Source organism: Streptomyces sp. NBC_01314, from assembly GCF_041435215.1.
Classification (GTDB): Bacteria; Actinomycetota; Actinomycetes; order Streptomycetales; family Streptomycetaceae; genus Streptomyces.
The window spans coordinates 8,433,150-8,449,914 of sequence record NZ_CP108394.1 but is presented as its reverse complement, the minus strand read 5'-3'; the positions used below and the strand labels follow the sequence as shown (position 1 = coordinate 8,449,914).

Annotated in this window: 17 protein-coding genes; 8 read left to right on the top strand and 9 right to left on the bottom strand. The window is 71.2% G+C overall.

Annotated elements, in window-relative coordinates:
- Window positions 1–59: 59 nt before the first annotated feature.
- From pepN to OG622_RS37085, 3 genes are all read right to left on the bottom strand, one after another.
- Window positions 60–2,564 (bottom strand): aminopeptidase N, encoded by a 2,505-nt coding sequence (pepN, locus tag OG622_RS37095; protein WP_371580998.1) that lies wholly within the window; start codon window positions 2,562–2,564, stop codon window positions 60–62.
- 90 nt (window positions 2,565–2,654) lie between these two features.
- Window positions 2,655–3,251, bottom strand: a complete 597-nt coding sequence (locus OG622_RS37090) for a two-component system response regulator (protein WP_371580997.1) — start codon at window positions 3,249–3,251, stop codon at window positions 2,655–2,657.
- A gap of 69 nt (window positions 3,252–3,320) precedes the next feature.
- A complete protein-coding gene (locus tag OG622_RS37085; RefSeq protein ID WP_371580996.1) occupies window positions 3,321–3,719 on the bottom strand; it encodes a chorismate mutase in 399 nt (132 codons plus the stop codon).
- A gap of 83 nt (window positions 3,720–3,802) precedes the next feature.
- On the opposite strand from OG622_RS37085, the gene OG622_RS37080 reads away from it, so the two are divergent.
- Window positions 3,803–4,711: a hypothetical protein gene (locus tag OG622_RS37080; RefSeq protein WP_371580995.1), complete on the top strand. Its 909-nt coding sequence runs from the start codon at window positions 3,803–3,805 to the stop codon at window positions 4,709–4,711.
- A 184-nt stretch (window positions 4,712–4,895) separates the two neighbouring features.
- On the opposite strand, the gene OG622_RS37075 is transcribed toward OG622_RS37080, so the two are convergent.
- Together OG622_RS37075 and OG622_RS37070 are read right to left on the bottom strand one after the other, a co-directional pair.
- Window positions 4,896–5,816 (bottom strand): SDR family oxidoreductase, encoded by a 921-nt coding sequence (locus OG622_RS37075; RefSeq protein WP_371580994.1) that lies wholly within the window; start codon window positions 5,814–5,816, stop codon window positions 4,896–4,898.
- A 38-nt stretch (window positions 5,817–5,854) separates the two neighbouring features.
- Window positions 5,855–6,655, bottom strand: coding sequence for an SDR family oxidoreductase (locus OG622_RS37070; RefSeq protein WP_371580993.1), 801 nt, complete (start codon window positions 6,653–6,655; stop codon window positions 5,855–5,857).
- A gap of 66 nt (window positions 6,656–6,721) precedes the next feature.
- Here OG622_RS37070 and OG622_RS37065 point away from each other — a divergent pair, with 66 nt between their 5' ends.
- From OG622_RS37065 to OG622_RS37050, 4 genes are all read left to right on the top strand, one after another.
- Window positions 6,722–7,540 (top strand): enoyl-CoA hydratase family protein, encoded by an 819-nt coding sequence (locus OG622_RS37065; RefSeq protein ID WP_371580992.1) that lies wholly within the window; start codon window positions 6,722–6,724, stop codon window positions 7,538–7,540.
- Window positions 7,533–8,378: a CoA transferase subunit A gene (locus OG622_RS37060; RefSeq protein WP_371580991.1), complete on the top strand. Its 846-nt coding sequence runs from the start codon at window positions 7,533–7,535 to the stop codon at window positions 8,376–8,378. The genes OG622_RS37065 and OG622_RS37060 overlap by 8 nt, the downstream gene beginning before the upstream one ends.
- A complete protein-coding gene (locus OG622_RS37055; protein ID WP_371580990.1) occupies window positions 8,375–9,106 on the top strand; it encodes a CoA-transferase subunit beta in 732 nt (243 codons plus the stop codon). The genes OG622_RS37060 and OG622_RS37055 overlap by 4 nt, the downstream gene beginning before the upstream one ends.
- Before the next feature lie 107 nt (window positions 9,107–9,213).
- On the top strand, window positions 9,214–10,275 hold the full coding sequence (locus tag OG622_RS37050; protein WP_371580989.1) for an NAD(P)H-dependent flavin oxidoreductase: 1,062 nt from the start codon (window positions 9,214–9,216) through the stop codon (window positions 10,273–10,275).
- 98 nt (window positions 10,276–10,373) lie between these two features.
- Here the strand turns inward: OG622_RS37050 and OG622_RS37045 are convergent, their stop codons facing one another.
- From OG622_RS37045 to OG622_RS37035, 3 genes are all read right to left on the bottom strand, one after another.
- Window positions 10,374–11,531, bottom strand: a complete 1,158-nt coding sequence (locus tag OG622_RS37045) for an acetyl-CoA C-acetyltransferase (protein WP_371580988.1) — start codon at window positions 11,529–11,531, stop codon at window positions 10,374–10,376.
- A 79-nt stretch (window positions 11,532–11,610) separates the two neighbouring features.
- Entirely contained in the window at window positions 11,611–12,237 is a 627-nt protein-coding gene (locus tag OG622_RS37040; protein ID WP_371580987.1) for a TetR/AcrR family transcriptional regulator, read from the bottom strand.
- Between the two features lie 14 nt (window positions 12,238–12,251).
- Window positions 12,252–13,040: an SDR family oxidoreductase gene (locus OG622_RS37035; protein WP_371580986.1), complete on the bottom strand. Its 789-nt coding sequence runs from the start codon at window positions 13,038–13,040 to the stop codon at window positions 12,252–12,254.
- Between the two features lie 74 nt (window positions 13,041–13,114).
- Between OG622_RS37035 and OG622_RS37030 the strand changes: the two genes are divergently transcribed.
- On the top strand, window positions 13,115–14,254 hold the full coding sequence (locus OG622_RS37030; protein WP_371580985.1) for an acyl-CoA dehydrogenase family protein: 1,140 nt from the start codon (window positions 13,115–13,117) through the stop codon (window positions 14,252–14,254).
- A gap of 31 nt (window positions 14,255–14,285) precedes the next feature.
- Window positions 14,286–15,263, top strand: a complete 978-nt coding sequence (locus OG622_RS37025; protein ID WP_371580984.1) for an acyl-CoA dehydrogenase family protein — start codon at window positions 14,286–14,288, stop codon at window positions 15,261–15,263.
- Here OG622_RS37025 and OG622_RS37020 read toward each other — a convergent pair.
- The gene (locus OG622_RS37020; RefSeq protein ID WP_371584479.1) at window positions 15,241–15,465 is read right to left on the bottom strand and encodes a hypothetical protein; all 225 of its coding nucleotides are present in this window, start codon (window positions 15,463–15,465) and stop codon (window positions 15,241–15,243) included. The genes OG622_RS37025 and OG622_RS37020 overlap by 23 nt on opposite strands.
- A gap of 202 nt (window positions 15,466–15,667) precedes the next feature.
- Here OG622_RS37020 and OG622_RS37015 point away from each other — a divergent pair, with 202 nt between their 5' ends.
- A complete protein-coding gene (locus OG622_RS37015) occupies window positions 15,668–16,597 on the top strand; it encodes a rhomboid family intramembrane serine protease (RefSeq protein ID WP_371580983.1) in 930 nt (309 codons plus the stop codon).
- Window positions 16,598–16,765 lie beyond the last annotated feature (168 nt).

Sequence of the window (16,765 nt, the reverse complement as noted above, 5' to 3'; positions counted from 1 at the left end):
CACGGCCGACTGCCGGCCCGCAGAACGCCCGGGCCCCCGCGCGGCCCCCGGAAAACCTTTTACGTCTCCCGCACCCGCAGCGCACGCGCGAGGTCATCCAGTTGATCCACCAGCTTTCGCCGAAGCGCCGGAGTCAGGTTGTCCTGCTGAAGACACCGCTCCCCCAGGTCGAGCGTCTCCGGGTCCACCGCGTACACCGGGAACGCCCACCGCCCTGCGGCTTCCGCGATCGCCGGTCCTCGCCTGGCGGCCAGCGAGACCGCGTCGGCCCAGTAGCGCTCGACGTACTCCCGCAGGAGGGCCGTCTGCTCCGGCTGCCAGAATCCCTGGGCGGTGGCGGTGAACAGGTAGTTGGAGAGGTCGTCGGTGGTGAACATCGCCTCCCAGGCGGCCCGCTTGGCCTCGGGTTCGGGCAGTGCGGCCCGGCAGCGGGCGGCGCCCTCGCGGCCGCTGGCGCTGGGGTCCCGTTCCAGTTCGTCGGCGATCGCGGTGGCGTCGAGCGCGCCGAGGACGGCGAGCCGGCCGAGGACGCGCCAGCGCAGTTCGGGGTCGAGTTCGGGGCCGCCCGGGACCGTGCCGTCGGCGAGCCAGGCGGCGATGGTCTCGGGGTGGGCGGCGACGTCGATGAAGTGGCGTACGGCGGTGAGGCGCAGGCCGGGGTTGTCGCCGTCCTCGGTGCGGCGGATGAGGTCGCGGCACAGGGAGCCGAGGGTGGCCAGGCCGGTGGCGCGCTGTTCGGGGGCGAGGAAGCGGTCGGCGACCTGGGTGGTGGCGAAGGTGAGGACGCCCTGGACGATGGCGAGGTCGCTCTCGTGCGGGAGGTGGGTGCGGGCGGCTTCCAGGTAGGCGGTGGGCGGGAGTTCGGCGTCGCGTACGGCGTCGCGCAGGGCGTTCCAGACGACGGCGCGGGTGAGCGGGTCGGGGAGGCCGCAGAGGTGGTCGGTGACGGCGGCGAAGGAGTCGGGGTCGAAGCGGACCTTGGTGTAGGTGAGGTCGCCGTCGTTGAGGAGGAGGAGTGCGGGTCGTTTGCCGATGGGCTGGTCGGTGGTCTGGGGGAGGTCGAGTTCGACGCGGTCGCGGAGGGTGAGGTGGCCTCGGTCGTCGCCGGGGTCCTGGTCGTAGAGGCCGACGGCGATGTGGTGGGGGCGGCTGCCGGTGCGGTCGACGGTGAGGGTGTGGGTGCCGTCGGCGGCGCGGGTGACCTTGGGGGTGAGGGTGTCGACGCCGGTGGTGCGGAGCCAGGCGTCGGCCCAGGCGTGGACGTCGCGTTCGGTGGCGCCGGCGAGGTTGTCGATGAAGTCGGCGAGGGTGGCGTTGCCGAAGCGGTGGCGGGTGAAGTGGGCGTTGATGCCGGCGAGGAAGTCCTTCTCGCCGAGCCAGGCGACGAGTTGGCGGAGGGCGGAGGCGCCCTTGGCGTAGGAGATGCCGTCGAAGTTGAGAAGGGCGGCCGCGGTGTCGTCGACGTTCTCGGGGGCGACGGGGTGGGTGGAGGGGCGCTGGTCGGCGTCGTATCCCCAGGCCTTGCGGGCGATGCCGAAGTCGACCCAGGTGTCGGCGAAGCGGCTGGCTTCGGTGAGGGTCTGGTAGCCCATGTACTCGGCGAAGGACTCGTTCAGCCAGATGTCGTCCCACCACTTGAGGGTGACGAGGTCACCGAACCACATGTGGGCCATCTCGTGTGCGATGACCATGGCGCGGGTCTGGCGTTCGGTGTCGGTGACGGCGGAGCGGTAGACGAACTCGTCGCGGAAGGTGACGAGGCCGGGGTTTTCCATGGCGCCGGCGTTGAACTCGGGGACGAAGGCCTGGTCGTAGGAGTCGAAGGGGTACGGCTCCTCGAACTTCTCGTGGTAGCGGTCGAAGAGGGCGCGGGTGACGTCGAGGATCTCGTCGGCGTCGGTGTCGAGGTGGGGGGCGAGGGAGCGGCGGCAGTGGATGCCGAAGGGCAGGCCGCGGTGTTCGGTGCGGACGGAGTGCCAGGGGCCGGCGGCGACGGCGACGAGGTAGGTGGAGATCGGCGGGGTGGTGGTGGCCCGCCAGGTGCCGTCGTCGCTCTGTTCGGTGATGCCGTTGGCGAGGACGGTCCAGGCCTCGGGGGCGGTGACGGTGACGTCGAAGACGGCCTTGAGGTCGGGTTGGTCGAAGGCGGCGTAGACGCGCTGCACGTCGTCCAGGAAGAGCTGGGTGTAGACGTAGGTCTCACTGTCGGTGGGGTCGGTGAAGCGGTGCATGCCCTCGCCGGTGCGGGAGTAGCCCATGGCGGCGTCGACGCGCAGTTCGTGTGCGCCCGGGGGGAGGCCCTTGAGGGGGAGGCGGTTGCCGTCGAGGGTCTCGGGGTCGAGGGGCTTTCCGTCGAGGGTGACGGAGCGCAGTTCGGCGGGCTTGAGCTCGACGAAGGTGTCCGCGGCCTTTTTCTTCCCCCGCACGGTGAAGTGGATGACGGTACGGGAGTCGAAGGTCTCGTCGCCGCGCGTGAGGTCGAGTGCTATCTCGTAGCGGTGGACGTCGAGGAGCCGAGCACGGGCTTGCGCTTCGTCGCGCGTCAGTACGGACATGAGGGACATGCTGCCTGATGCCTCTGGCGCAGGACAGGGGCGGGCCTGGTACGCGACCTATGTCCGGTCGCGTGCGCCGTGTGTCCGGTTGTTTGCGGCCTATGCCCGGTCCATGTCCGGTCCGTGGGCGGCCTGTGTGCGCTCCTTCGCGCCGTCGTGCTGTGCGGGGATGCGCCTCCGGTCGCGGTGGTCGTCGGCGGCCCTGAGTTCCTCGTGTTCCTTGAGCTCCTTGAGCTCCTTGAGCTCCTTGAGTTCCTCGTGTTCCTTGAGGCGGGCGCGCAGGTCGCGGATTTCGCGTTCCAGGGTGTGGGAGCGTTCGTGGGCGTCGTAGAGGTAGCGGACCTTGGTGCGCAGGGCCCAGGGGTCGACGGGTTTCATGACGAGGTCGGCGACGCCGAGGCGGAAGGCGGCGGCGGTGAGTTCGGCGTCGGGGCCGAAGCCGGTGAGGAGGATGACGGGGATGTGCTGGGTCTGTTCCACGCCGCGCATGTAGTGGACGACGTCGAGGCCGCTGACGCCGGGCATGCGGACGTCGAGGAGGAGCAGACCGACCCGGCCGCGGAGGACTTCCTTGAGGGCCGCGTCGCCGCTGGTGGCGCGCGTCAGGCGGTGGCCCAGCGGGGCCAGGGCGCTCTCCAGGGCGTACAGGGTGTCCTCATGGTCGTCGACGATGAGGATCCTGGATTCTGACGGCATGACCTCTCACCGCGTGTGGTCGTTCCCTGACAAGGAGTGCTCACGCAGGGTGCCCGTCGGAGGACGTTGTCACTCCCCTGCGTCTGGTGCTGTGCCGGTCGTGCCCGCTGTGCCGTTCAGCGCGTCGTCCGCGATGCGTTCGTGGTGCCGGATGACCTCGGCGATGATGAAGTTCAGCAGTTTCTCGGCGAACGCCGGGTCCAGCTTGGCACTTTCGGCGAGTCCGCGCAGCCGGTTGATCTGTTGCGCCTCGCGGCCGGGGTCGGCGGGGGGCAGTTGGTGCGCGGCCTTGAGGTGGCCGACCCGTTGGGTGCATTTGAAGCGTTCGGCGAGCATGTGGACGACGGCGGCGTCGATGTTGTCGATGCTGTCACGCAGCCGGGTGAGTTCCGCCCGGACCTCCGCGTCGACCTCGTCGGCCGGCGCGGCCGCGGTGTTCGCCGCCTCGTTGGTGTTGCTGGTGGTCATGGTCGTCAGCCTAACGACGCTGCGGCTGGCGGGCCGCACCGGCTTAGAGTGGAACGTATCGAGGCGTCTCTGGGGGTGCGGACGTGGCGAACGGCGGACCTGTCGAGCACGGCTACCCGCATCTGGACACCGTGCGGGAGTCGATCACCGCGCTGTACAAGCGGCTCTCGTACGACACGATCCAGTTGTTCGCCACCAGTGTGGCCCCCGTGGACGTGGCGTTCTGCGACACCGACGATCTCCATCTCGGTGCGCAGCGGGTGGCGCGGGAGCTGGTGCGGCACTATCGGCTGCCGGAAGCCCGGATGGTCGTCGGTTTCCGGGAGATGACCCATGCGGCGAGCGTCGAGCTGGCGGCGGGGCCCGAGTACTTCGTCGAGCTCAACGACCGGTTCCGTACGCACCGCCGGGACATCGGGGCGGCCCTCGCGCACGAGGTCATGCATGTGTATCTGCACCGGCTCGGGCTGTCCTTCCCCGGCACCCGTGAGAACGAGATCCTCACGGACACGGCGGCGACGTATCTGGGGGCGGGGTGGCTGCTGCTGGACGCGTATCGGGAGGACGCCGCGTCGTCGCAGAAGCTGGGGTATCTGACGCCGGAGGAGTTCGGGTACGTGCTGGCCAAGCGGGCGCAGCTGTTCGGGGAGGACCCCTCGGTGTGGTTCACCAGCGCGCAGGCGTATTCCGCGTTCGCGGAGGGCCGGGTGCGGGCTCGCCGGGACGAGCGGGAGCCACCGCTGACGGCAGCGGGGTGGGCGGGGCGGCGGCGGTACGCGCGTGATCGGCGCCATGCGCAGGACCTGCGGGCGGCCTCGCCGGGGGCGGGGGTGCCGTCGGGGGTGCCGTATGTGTTCACGCCTGAGGGGCGGGGGCCGTTGCGGGTGTCGTTTCCCTGTCCGACGTGTCATCAGCGGATTCGGGTGCCGGTTCGGGGGCGGGTTCGGGCACGGTGTGGGTTGTGTCGGACGGTTCTGGAGTGCGACACGTAGGTTTGTGGGGCGCGTGGGAGGGCGTGGAGGGCGTGGTTGGTTCGGTGCGTCCGGCGGGTGTGTGGGTGCGGGTGTGTGTGGGCTTGTCGCGCAGTTCTCCGCGCCCGTTAAAGACCTGGGGCGTAGTTCTGTTGCGAGCCGGAAAGACCTGGGGCGGAGCTTTGTCGCGACGGGAGGCCGCGGCTCAGCCGGACCCGTACACCGGTCCGGGTTTCCGCGCCTCCGCCAGCAGTTTCAGTGCTGTCTCTCCCGCCTCCTCCGGCGTCCAGCGGGCTCCCTTGTCCGTGGTGGGGCCTGCGTGCCAGCCCTCCATGACGGTGATGCGGCCGCCCTCCGTCTCGAAGACCCGGCCGGTGACACCCTCGCTCGCGGCGGAACCCAGCCACACCACCAGCGGGGAGACGTTCTCCGGGGCCATCGCGTCGAAGCCGGTGCCGGGGGCGGCCATCGCCTCGGCGAAGGCGCCCTCGGTCATCCTGGTGCGCGCGGCGGGGGCGATGGCGTTGACCTGGACGCCGTAGCGGGCGAGTTCGGCGGCGGCGACGAGGGTGAGGCCGACGATGCCGGCCTTGGCGGCGCTGTAGTTGCCCTGGCCGAGTGAGCCCAGCAGGCCCGCGCCGCTGCTGGTGTTGACGATCCTGGCGGTGGGTGTGCGACCGGCCCTGGTCTCGGCGCGCCAGTGCGCGGCGGCGTGTTTCAGGGGGAGGAAGTGGCCCTTGAGGTGGACGTGGAGGACGGCGTCCCAGTCGTCCTCGTCGAGGTTGACGAGCATGCGGTCGCGCAGGAAGCCGGCGTTGTTGACGAGGGTGTCGAGCCGGCCGTACGTGTCCAGGGCGGTGCGGACGAGGGAGGCGGCGCCGTCGGTCGTGGCGATGTCCCCGCCGTGCGCGGTCGCTTCCCCTCCCTGGGTGCGGATCTCCTCGACGACCCGGGCGGCCGGGCTGTCGGGGTCCGGTGTTCCGTCGAGTCCGACGCCGAGATCATTGACGACCACACGGGCGCCCTCGGCGGCGTAGGCGAGCGCGTGCGCGCGGCCGAGGCCACGCCCCGCCCCGGTCACAACCACGACGCGCCCTTCACAGAGCCGGTGCGTGCCACTGCTCATCGCGGTTTCCCTTTCTCTTCGTCCTTGTGGGCCGACGGCTATACCTGGTCAGCCGACGGCTGTACCCCGTCTGGCGTCGTCCGTCCCTCGTAGTCCGTCGGCTGTCCCTTGTTGGCCGTCGCCGCGTCCAGGAAGGCCGGGCGTTCGCCGCCGCCGTGGACGAGGAGGGAGGCGCCGGTGATGTAGGCGGCCGCGTCGGAGGCGAGGAAGACAGCCGCGTCACCGATGTCGGAGGGGGTGGCGAGGCGGCCCAGCGGGACCGTTCGGGCCACGGCGGCGATGCCGTGGTCGTCGCCGTAGTGGAGGTGGGCCAGTTCCGTGCGGACCATGCCGAGGACGAGGGTGTTGACCCGTATCTCCGGGGCCCACTCCACGGCCATGGTGCGTGCCAGGTGTTCCAGGCCGGCCTTGGCCGCGCCGTACGCCGCCGAGCCGGGTGACGGGCGGTTGCCGCTCACGCTGCCGATCATCACGATCGCACCCCGGGCCCGCCGGAGGTGTTCGTGGGCTGCGAGGGACACGGTCAGCGGGGCGGTGAGGTTGAGTTCGATGACGCGGGCGTGGCGGCGGGCGTCGGTCTCGGTGAGCGGGCGGTAGGGGGTACCACCGACGTTGTTCACGAGGACGTCCACGCGGGGCAGTTCGGCGAAGAAGCGGTGCACGGCGTCGGGGTCCCGTACGTCCAGCGGTATGAACTCGGCTCCCTTGAGCGGTACTTCGGGCGGACGGCGGGCGCAGGTCACGACCTCGGCGCCGGCTTCGGCGAAGGCTCGGGCGATGCCGGCGCCGACGCCGCGTGTGCCGCCGGTGACGACGGCGAGCTTCCCGTTGAGCCGCATCCGCTGCTACCTTCCGCACAAGAGACACACCAAACAAACGTTAGGTGGAAGGTAGCTGATGCTCCGATGAGTGTCTCCACCTCGTCCCCGGAAAAGGGGATCTCCGTCGTCACGGTCGACTTCCCGCCGGTGAACGCGCTGCCGGTGCGCGGGTGGTTCGAGCTGGCCGAAGCCGTGCGCGGGGCGGGCCGTGATCCCGAGGTCCGATGTGTCGTACTGGGCGCGGAAGGGCGCGGGTTCAACGCCGGTGTGGACATCAAGGAGATCCAGGCGGCGGGGCAGCAGGCGTTGATCGGCGCCAACCACGGCTGCGCCGAGGCCTTCGCCGCCGTGTACGAGTGCGAGGTGCCGGTGATCGCCGCCGTGCAGGGGTTCTGTCTGGGCGGCGGCATCGGGCTGGTGGGCAACGCGGACGCGATCGTGGCGAGCGAGGACGCGACCTTCGGGCTGCCCGAGCTGGACCGGGGCGCGCTGGGCGCGGCGACACATCTGGCCCGGCTGGTGCCTCAGCATCTGATGCGCGCGCTGTACTACACCTCGCGTACGGCGACCGCCGCCGAGCTACGGGCGCACGGCTCGGTGTGGCGGGTCGTACCGCGTCCCGAACTCCCCTCTGCCGCGCTGGAGTTGGCGCGGGAGATCGCCGCGAAGGACGGTCGGCTGCTCCGGCTGGCCAAGGCCGCCATCAACGGCATCGATCCCGTCGACGTCCGCCGCAGCTACCGCTTCGAGCAGGGGTTCACCTTCGAGGCGAACCTCAGCGGTGTCGCCGACGAGGTCCGCGACACCTTCGGGAGGGCCGGGAGAGCCGGAACGGCGGGGGCGGCAAAAATCGAGCGTCCGCAGGGCGAGGGAAGCACGGCAGAGGAGGGCCTCGGTGAGTGACAAGTCGATGACCGCCGACGAGGCCGTCTCGCGGCTGGCGAGCGGGATGACCCTCGGCATCGGTGGCTGGGGCTCGCGCCGCAAGCCGATGGCACTGGTGAGAGCACTGCTCCGGTCCGAGATCACCGATCTCACCGTCGTCTCGTACGGCGGCCCGGACGTCGGCATGCTCGCCGCCGCCGGACGTATCCGGAAACTGGTCGCCGCCTTCGCCACCCTCGACTCCATCCCCCTCGAACCCCACTTCCGCGCGGCGCGCGAGCGGGGCGCGTTCGAGCTGATGGAGGTCGACGAGGCGATGTTCATGTGGGGACTACGGGCCGCCGCGAACCGGCTGCCCTTCCTACCGGTACGGGCGGGCATCGGCTCGGACGTGATGCGGGTCAACCCCGGCCTGCGGACCGTGACGTCGCCGTACGACGACGGGGAGAGCTTCGTCGCCATGCCCGCGCTGCGCCTGGACGCCGCGTTCGTGCACGTCAACCGGGCCGACCGGCAGGGCAACGGCCAGTATCTGGGTCCGGACCCGTACTTCGACGACCTCTTCTGCGAGGCGGCCGACACGGCGTACGTGTCGTGTGAACGGCTCGTGGACACGGCGGAGTTGACGAAGGAGGCCCCGCCCCAGTCGCTGCTGGTCGCCCGCCATGTGGTGACGGGCGTGATCGAGGCCCCCAACGGCGCGCACTTCACCTCCTGCGCCCCCGACTACGGCCGGGACGAGGCCTTTCAGAAGACCTACGCGAGCACCCCGTGGGAGGACTTCGCCGAGCGGTTCCTGACAGGTGACGAGCATGCGTACCGATCGGCCGTGCGGGCGCACAAGGAGGGCCCATGAGTGGAGCGACCCGCGCCGAGTACTGCGTGATCGCCTGTGCCGAGGCCTGGCGCGGGGGCGGTGAGATCCTCGCCAGCCCCATGGGCCTCATTCCGTCCCTGGGCGCGCGCCTCGCCAAGCGCACGTTCTCGCCGGACCTGCTGCTGACCGACGGCGAGGCACTGCTCGTCGGCCTCGACGGCACCGTCGAGGGCTGGCTGCCCTACCGGCGGCACCTGGCCCTGGTCACCGGCGGCCGACGGCACGTGATGATGGGCGCGAGCCAGATCGACCGGTACGGCAACCAGAACATCTCGTGCGTCGGCGACTGGGCGAAGCCGAGGCGACAGCTGCTCGGGGTGCGGGGCGCGCCGGTCAACACCCTGAACAATCCGACGAGTTACTGGGTCCCGAGGCATTCGAGGCGGGTCTTCGTCGAGAAGGTCGACATGGTGTGCGGGGTCGGCTACGACCGCGTGGCCGAGCATCGGGGCGCCGCCCGCTTCCACCACCTCCCGCGTGTCGTGTCCGACCTCGGGGTCTTCGACTTCGCGACCCCCGACCACGCGATGCGGCTGGTCTCGCTGCACCCGGGTGTCACGGTCGGGCAGGTCGAAGAGGCGACGGGCTTCGCACTCGCCGTCCCGGACGAGGTGCCGCCCACGCGTGAACCGACCGAGGCCGAGCTGAGGCTGATCCGCGAGGTGATCGACCCGGAGAACACGCGTGCGCGCGAGGTCGGCGGCTGACGGCAGAGGCGGAGGCCCGAGAGACAGGCACAGAAAGGGCACAGAAAGGGCGGAGGCTGATGCGGCGGCCGACGGAAGAGGAGGCGGCCGACAGAGGAGGAGTGACGATGGAAACGGCTCTGACCCGGCTCGTCGGCGTCCGCCGTCCGATCGTGCAGACCGGCATGGGCTGGGTGGCCGGCCCCCGTCTGGTGTCCGCGACGGCGAACGCGGGGGCCCTCGGCATCCTGGCCTCCGCGACGATGACGCCCGCGCAACTCCGGGACGCCGTACGGGAGGTGAAGTCCCGTACGGACGGGGCGCCCTTCGGGGTGAATCTGCGGGCCGACGCGGGGGACGCGCGGGAGCGTGTGCGGATCATCGTCGAGGAGGGCGTCCGGGTGGCGTCGTTCGCGCTCGCCCCGTCCAGGGAGCTGATCGCCGAACTCAAGGACGCGGGTGTGGTCGTGATCCCGTCCGTCGGCGCGCGGCGGCATGCCGAGAAGGTGGCGGCGTGGGGTGCGGACGCGGTGGTCGTGCAGGGCGGCGAGGGCGGCGGGCACACCGGGGAGGTGGCGACGACCGTACTGCTGCCGCAGGTCGTGGACGCCGTCGACATCCCCGTCGTCGCCGCCGGCGGCTTCCACGACGGGCGCGGGCTGGTGGCCGCGCTGGCGTTCGGGGCGGCCGGGGTGGCGATGGGCACCCGGTTCCTGCTCACCTCGGACTCGACGGTGCCCGACGCGGTGAAGGCCCGCTATCTGGCCGCCACGGTCAAGGACGTCACCGTCACCAGGGCCGTGGACGGACTGCCGCACCGCATGCTCCGCACGGAGTTCGTGAGCGCGCTGGAGGCGTCCGGCCGTACGCGCGCCCTGGCGCACGCCGTGCGCCACGCGGCCGGCTTCCGGCGGCTCTCCGGGCTCACCTGGCGCCGTATGGTCCGCGACGGCCTCGCCCTGCGGCACGGCAAGGACCTCACCTGGAGTCAGGTCCTGCTCGCCGCCAACACACCCATGCTGCTCAGGTCCGCGCTGGTGGACGGCCGTACGGACCTGGGGGTGATGGCGGCCGGGCAGGTCGCCGGGGTGATCGACGACCTGCCGTCGTGCGCGGAGCTGGTGGAACGGATCATGAAGGAGGCGGAGGAGGCGCTGACGTCGTTGGGGCGGCTCGGCGCCGCTCAGTGACCGTCACCGCCACCGCCACCCACTGACGGTGGCCGTCACCGCCACCCACTGACCGTCGCACCTCCGCTCGGTGACGTCGCACCTCCGCTCGGTGACCGTCACAACCGCTCGATGATCGTCACGTTCGCCTGCCCGCCCCCCTCGCACATCGTCTGGAGCCCGTACCGGCCGCCCGTGCGCTCCAGTTCGTGCAGGAGGGTCGTCATGAGCTTGGCTCCGGTCGCGCCCAGAGGGTGGCCGAGGGCGATCGCGCCGCCGTTGACGTTGACCTTCTCCGGGTCGGCGCCCGTCTCCTTCAGCCAGGCCAGGACGACCGGCGCGAAGGCCTCGTTGATTTCGACGAGGTCGATGGCGTCGAGGGTGAGGCCGGTCTTCTTCAGGGCGTACGCGGTCGCCGGTATCGGCGCGCTGAGCATGCGGATGGGGTCCTCACCGCGTACGGAGAGGTGGTGCACGCGGGCGCGCGGGGTCAGCCCGTGCTCCCGTACGGCGCGTTCGGAGGCGAGGAGGAGCGCGGCGGCGCCGTCGGAGACCTGGGAGGAGCAGGCGGCGGTGACGGTGCCGCCGTCGATGACCGGCTTCAGGGCGGCCATCTTCTCCAGGGAGGTGTCCCGGCGGGGCCCCTCGTCGACGGTGACATCCCCGTACGGCACGGTCTCGCGCGCGAAGCGGCCCTCGTCGACGGCCCGTACCGCCCGCTGGTGGGACCGCAGCGCGTACTCCTCCTGGTCGCGGCGGCTGATGCCCCACTTCGCGGCGATCATCTCGGCGCCGGCGAACTGGTTCACCGGCCGGTCCCCGTACCGCGCCCGCCACCCCTCGCTGCCCGCGAAGGGCCCGTCCGTGAGCCCGAGCGGTACGGCGGCCTGGCGGGAGGCGAAGGCGATGGGGATCATCGTCATGTTCTGGACGCCGCCCGCGACCACCAGGTCCTGGGTGCCGGAGAGCACGGCCTGGGCGGCGAAGTGCACGGCCTGCTGCGAGGAGCCGCACTGCCGGTCGACGGTCGTACCCGGCACCTCCTCGGGCAGCCCGGCCGCCAGCCAGCTGGTCCGCGCGATGTCACCGGCCTGCGGTCCGACGGTGTCCAGGCAGCCGAAGACGACGTCCTCCACGGCGGCCGGGTCCACGCCCGCGCGTGCGACGAGCGCTTTGAGGGCGTGCGCGCCGAGGTCGGCCGGATGGATTCGGCCGAGCCCTCCCCCGCGCCGCCCGACGGGCGTCCGGACCGCTTCGACGATGTAGGCCTCGGCCATGGCAACTCCCCTGACGTCAACGGTTGTTCACATACGGCTCCGCACGTGCCGCGTTCACGTACCGCTTCACGTACCGATTTCACGCACCGCTTTCACGTACGGCGATCCCGTCCAGAACCATTGACAGGTACTGTCGGGCGATCTCTTCCGGGCTGTACTTTCCGTTGGGCTGGTACCAGGACGCGGCGACCCAGACCGTGTCGCGCACGAAGCGGTAGGTGACCCTCGTGTCGAGGTCGGCCCGGAACTCTCCCAGGGCGACCCCGCGCTCCAGCGTGGACAGCCACGCCTTCTCGAACTTGGTCTGCGACTGCTCCAGAAAGAAGAACCGCCGCTCCTGGGCGATCAGTTGCTTCGCCTCGTTCTGGTAGATCTGGACGGCGGCACAGTGCCGGTCGATCGCCCGGAAGGACTCGGCGACCAGGGCTTCGAAGGTCTCCCGGGGACCCGTTTCGGCATCCAGGACGGCGTCGTACCGGTCCCAGAGTTCGTCGAGGAAGGTCCGCAGAATCTCCTCGAGCATCGCGTCCTTGGACGCGAAGTAGTAATAGAGGCTGCCCGCGAGCATGCCCGCGTCGTCCGCGATCCTGCGTACGGTGGTGGCGTTGTACCCCTGATCCGCGAAGACCCTCGCGGCCCTGTCGAGGAGTTCACCACGACGGGCGGGCGCTGCGGCGGTCGTCCGGGGCTTCTTCTTGGTCGGCACGCTGTTCAATGTCCTTAGGGGTGCTGGTTGCTGACGGAGACGATCTCACCCGTCATGTACGAGGAGTAGCCGGACGCCAGGAACACGATCACGTTGGCCACCTCCCAGGGTTCGGCGTACCGCCCGAAGGCCTCCCGCGCGGTCAGCTCGGCCAGCAGCTCGGGGGTCGTGACCTTCACGAGGTGCGGGTGCATGGCGAGGCTGGGCGACACGGCGTTGACCCGGACCCCGTACTCGGCCGCCTCGGCCGCCGCGCACCTGGTCAGCGCCATCACGCCCGCCTTCGCCGCAGCGTAGTGCGCCTGGCCGGCCTGGGCGCGCCAGCCGACGACGGAGGCGTTGTTGACGATCACGCCGCCACCGCTCTCCCGCATCAGCCGCAGGGCGGCCCTGGTGCACCGGAACGTGCCGTTCAGTGTCACGTCCAGCACCTTGGACCACTGCTCGTCGGTCATGTCCACGAGATCCGAGGTGCCCCCGAGGCCCGCGTTGTTGACGACGATGTCGAGCCGTCCGTGCAGCCGGACGCCCGCCTCGAACAGCGCCCGTACCTGATCCTCGTCGGTCACGTCGCACGGCACCGCCTTGACGGACTCCGCTCCGAACTCGCCCGCCAGTTCGGTCTCGCACTCCTTGAGTCTGCGCGCGTGGGTGTCGCTGATCAGTACGCGGGCGCCTTCCTCCAGGAAGCGTCGCGCGGTCGCTCCGCCGATGCCCGCGCCGGCCGCCGCGGTGATCACGGCGGTGCGGCCGGTGAGCAGGCCGTGGCCGGGGAGGTACGTCGGAGGCTCGACGTTGTTCATGCGGGCACGCTAACCTACCAAACACTTGTTAGGGAAGACCGAAACGTTCGGCAGGCAAAGAAGGGCTGTGCCCCATGGACCTCGCCCATTCCCCCGCCGACGAGGCCTTCCGCGCCGAGGCCCGCGCATGGCTGCGCACCCATGTCCCGCCCGATCCGCTCCCCTCCCTGGAGACGGAGGAGGGCTTCGCCGCCCACCGCGTCTGGGAGGCCGAACTGGCCGCCGACCACTGGTCGGTGGTGGACTGGCCGACCGCGTACGGCGGCCGCGACGCGGGCCTGCTGCGCCGGCTGGTCTTCGAGGAGGAGTACTACGCGGCGGGCGCGCCTGGCCGCGTCGGCCAGAACGGCATCAGCCTCCTCGCTCCGACCCTCTTCGACCACGGCACGCGGGAGCAGCGGGATCGTGTGCTGCCCCCCATGGCCTCCGCCGAGGTGGTGTGGGCCCAGGCCTGGTCGGAGCCCGAGGCCGGGTCCGACCTCGCGTCGCTCACCTCCAGGGCCGTGCGCGCGGACGGCGGCTGGCTGCTGACCGGCCAGAAGACCTGGTCGTCGCGCGCCGCCTTCGCGGACCGGGCGTTCGGCCTGTTCCGCAGCGAGCCGGGCACCCCGAAACCGCACCAGGGCCTGACGTATCTGATGTTCGACCTGCGCGCGCCGGGCGTGACGGTCCGTCCGATCGGCCGCCTCGACGGCAAGCCCGCCTTCGCCGAACTCTTCCTCGACGACGTGTTCGTCCCGGACGACGACGTCATCGGCGAGCCCGGCCAGGGCTGGCGCGTCGCCATGTCCACCGCCGGCAACGAGCGCGGTCTGACGCTCCGCCCCCCGGGCCGCTTCCTGGCCTCCGCGAACCGGCTGTTCGATCTCTGGCAGGCCCAGGGGAGCCCGGCGTCCGCACACGACCGTGTGGCCGACGCGTTGATCGGCGCCCGCGCCTACCAGCTCTTCACCCACGCGGCCGCCTCCCGCTTCCTGGAGGGCACGCCGGTCGGCCCCGAGTCCAGTCTGAACAAGGTCTTCTGGTCCGAGTACGACATCGCCCTGCACGAGACGGCACTCGAACTGCTGGGCGAGGAAGGTGAGTTGACGGACACCGACTGGTCCGAGGGCTATGTCTTCTCTCTCGCCGGCCCGATCTACGCCGGCACCAACGAGATCCAGCGCGACATCATCGCCGAGCGCCTCCTCGGCCTGCCGAAGGGCCGCCGCTGATGTGTGACCTCATCCTGAAAGGCCGCCGCTGATGCGTTTCCTCCTCGACACCGAGCAGCGGGCGTTCGCCGAGTCCCTGGACGCCATGCTGACGGCCGCCGACACGCCGTCCGTCGTACGGGCCTGGGGGCGCGGGGAGCACGGTGCGGGGCGCGCACTGTGGTCCCGTATCGCAGAAGCCGGCGTGTTCGCGCTGGCGGCGCCGGAGGCGTTCGAGGGGGTCGGGCCCCTGCCCGTCGAGCTGGCCGTCGCCTTCGTCGAGTTGGGGCGGCACGCGGTGCCGGGTCCGCTCGTGGAGACGGCCACTGCGGCGGTCCTGCTGGCCGGTCTGGAGGACCCGGTCCCGGCCGGGCGTCTGCTTCCGGCGCTGGTGTCCGGGGAGGCCATGGCCACCGTGGCGCCGTCACCGGAGTCGTACGCGCTGGACGGGGACGTGTCTGCGACCCGCCTGTCGCTCGACCTGGACACAGGTGAACTGCGCCTCTCCGCCGGCCACGGCCCGGTCCGCCGCTCCCTGGACCCGGCCCGCCGTCTGGCCCCGCTCTCCCCCGGCGGCGAAATCCTCGCCACGAGCCCGCCCTCCCTCGCCGCGGCCCTCACCTGGGCCCGTCTCGCGGTCGCCGCCCAGGCCCTCGGCGTCGGGCTGGCACTGCTGGACAGGACGGTGGCGTATGTCAGGCAGCGGACCCAGTTCGGCGTGCCCGTTGGTTCGTTCCAGGCGGTGAAGCACCGGCTGGCGGACGCGAAGGTGGCCCTGGAGTTCGCGCGTCCGCTGGTCTTCGGGGCGGCCGTCACCCTGGACCCGGCGGATGTCGCTGCGGCCAAGGTGACGGCGTGCGAGGCGGCGTACACGACCGCGCGCACCGCGCTCCAGCTGCACGGCGCGATCGGTTACACGGCGGAGTGCGACCTGTCGCTCTGGCTGACCAGGGCCCGAGCGCTGCGGACCGCGTGGGGCGGCCCGGCCGAGTGCCGCAGCACGGTCCTCAGTGGTGGTCGCCGCCGGTGATCTCCCGGTACTCCTCGGCCGTCGACGACCGGCCCGACCTCGTACGGCGGGTCCTGGTCGTGCCGGGTGAGCGAGAACAACTGCTGCTGCGAGAGCGGCCCGTGCTGACGGGCGCGTTGCGGGGCCGGTCGAGGAGGTGGTGCTCGCGCCTGTCGCCCGTGATCCACGCTTCGACGAACGGGTGGACGCCGATGGCCGGCATGATCAGCGAGACTGGAAGAGGAAGAAGGGCCACCGGCGACCGCCCCGTCCAGGAGGCCCCCGTTGACCTCAGGGCTCTGCGGGAGACCCGAGGCCATGGCATCCCACAGGCCCCCTCCCCACTCACCCCTGGTCGTTCGCTATTTTGTTTGCCGCCGTCCTCACCGGCTCGTCATCAGCCCCGCACCCTCAAGGAGCCGGCCGTGGAACCCGAGTCCCCGTCGTCGTCCGAGTCCGCCGTCACCACCTGCTATCGCCACCCGAAAGTGGAGTCGTACGTCCGCTGCACGCGCTGCGAGCGGTTCATCTGCCCTGACTGCATGCGCGACGCGGCCGTGGGCCACCAGTGCCCGGAGTGCGTGGCGGAGGGCGCGAGAACGGTCCGTCAGGCCCGCACCGCGTTCGGCGGCAGGATCTCGACCGTCCCGCTGGTGACGTACATCCTGATCGGCCTGAACGTCGTGGCCTACGTCGCCGAACTGATCCGCCCGGAGGTCGTGGACGATTTCGCGATGCTGGGCCGGGGCCTGCTCGGCTCGGACGGCCTCCACTACGTCTGGCAGAGCGCCTATCCGGCCGACTTCCACGTCGAAGGCGTGATCGACGGGGAGTGGTACCGCCTACTTACCGGCGCCTTCCTCCACCTCTCGCCCACCGAGGGCACGTTCGGCATCCTGCACATCGTGATGAACATGGTCACGCTGTGGAACGTCGGCAGGATCGTGGAGTCCCAGCTCGGCCGCACCCGCTACCTCGCCCTGTACCTGCTCTCGGCCCTCGGCGGCTCCGTCCTCGTCCTCCTCCTCGCCCCCGACTCCAGCACGGTCGGCGCCTCCGGCGCGATCTTCGGCGTCTGCACCGCGTACTACGTCCTGGCCCGCCGCCTGGGCGCGGACCCGGCCGGCATCAACCGCTTCATGGCGGGCCTGCTGGTGTGGCTGGTCATCTCGGCGGTCGTGACGTCCTGGCAGGGCCACCTGGGCGGTCTGCTGACCGGCGGCCTGATCGCTCTCGCGTTCGCCTACGCGCCTCGGAACCGACGGCGGGTACTCGTGCAGGCGGGGGCGTGTGCGGCGGTGCTGACGGTGCTGGTGGTGCTGGCGCTCGCCAGGGTCGCGGCCATGACGGCCTGACCGAGCGGTGTCCGCCGGGCAGCGGGCCTTCCGCTCCCGGCGGTCCCCGGACCGGTCCCCGGACATGCGACGGCGCCTGCCCAGTCGTCCGGTCGGGGACTGGCGGGCAGGCGCCGTCTGTGTTCCGTACGCCGTTGTACGGGACGTGTGGGGGTGACCGTCAGGTCA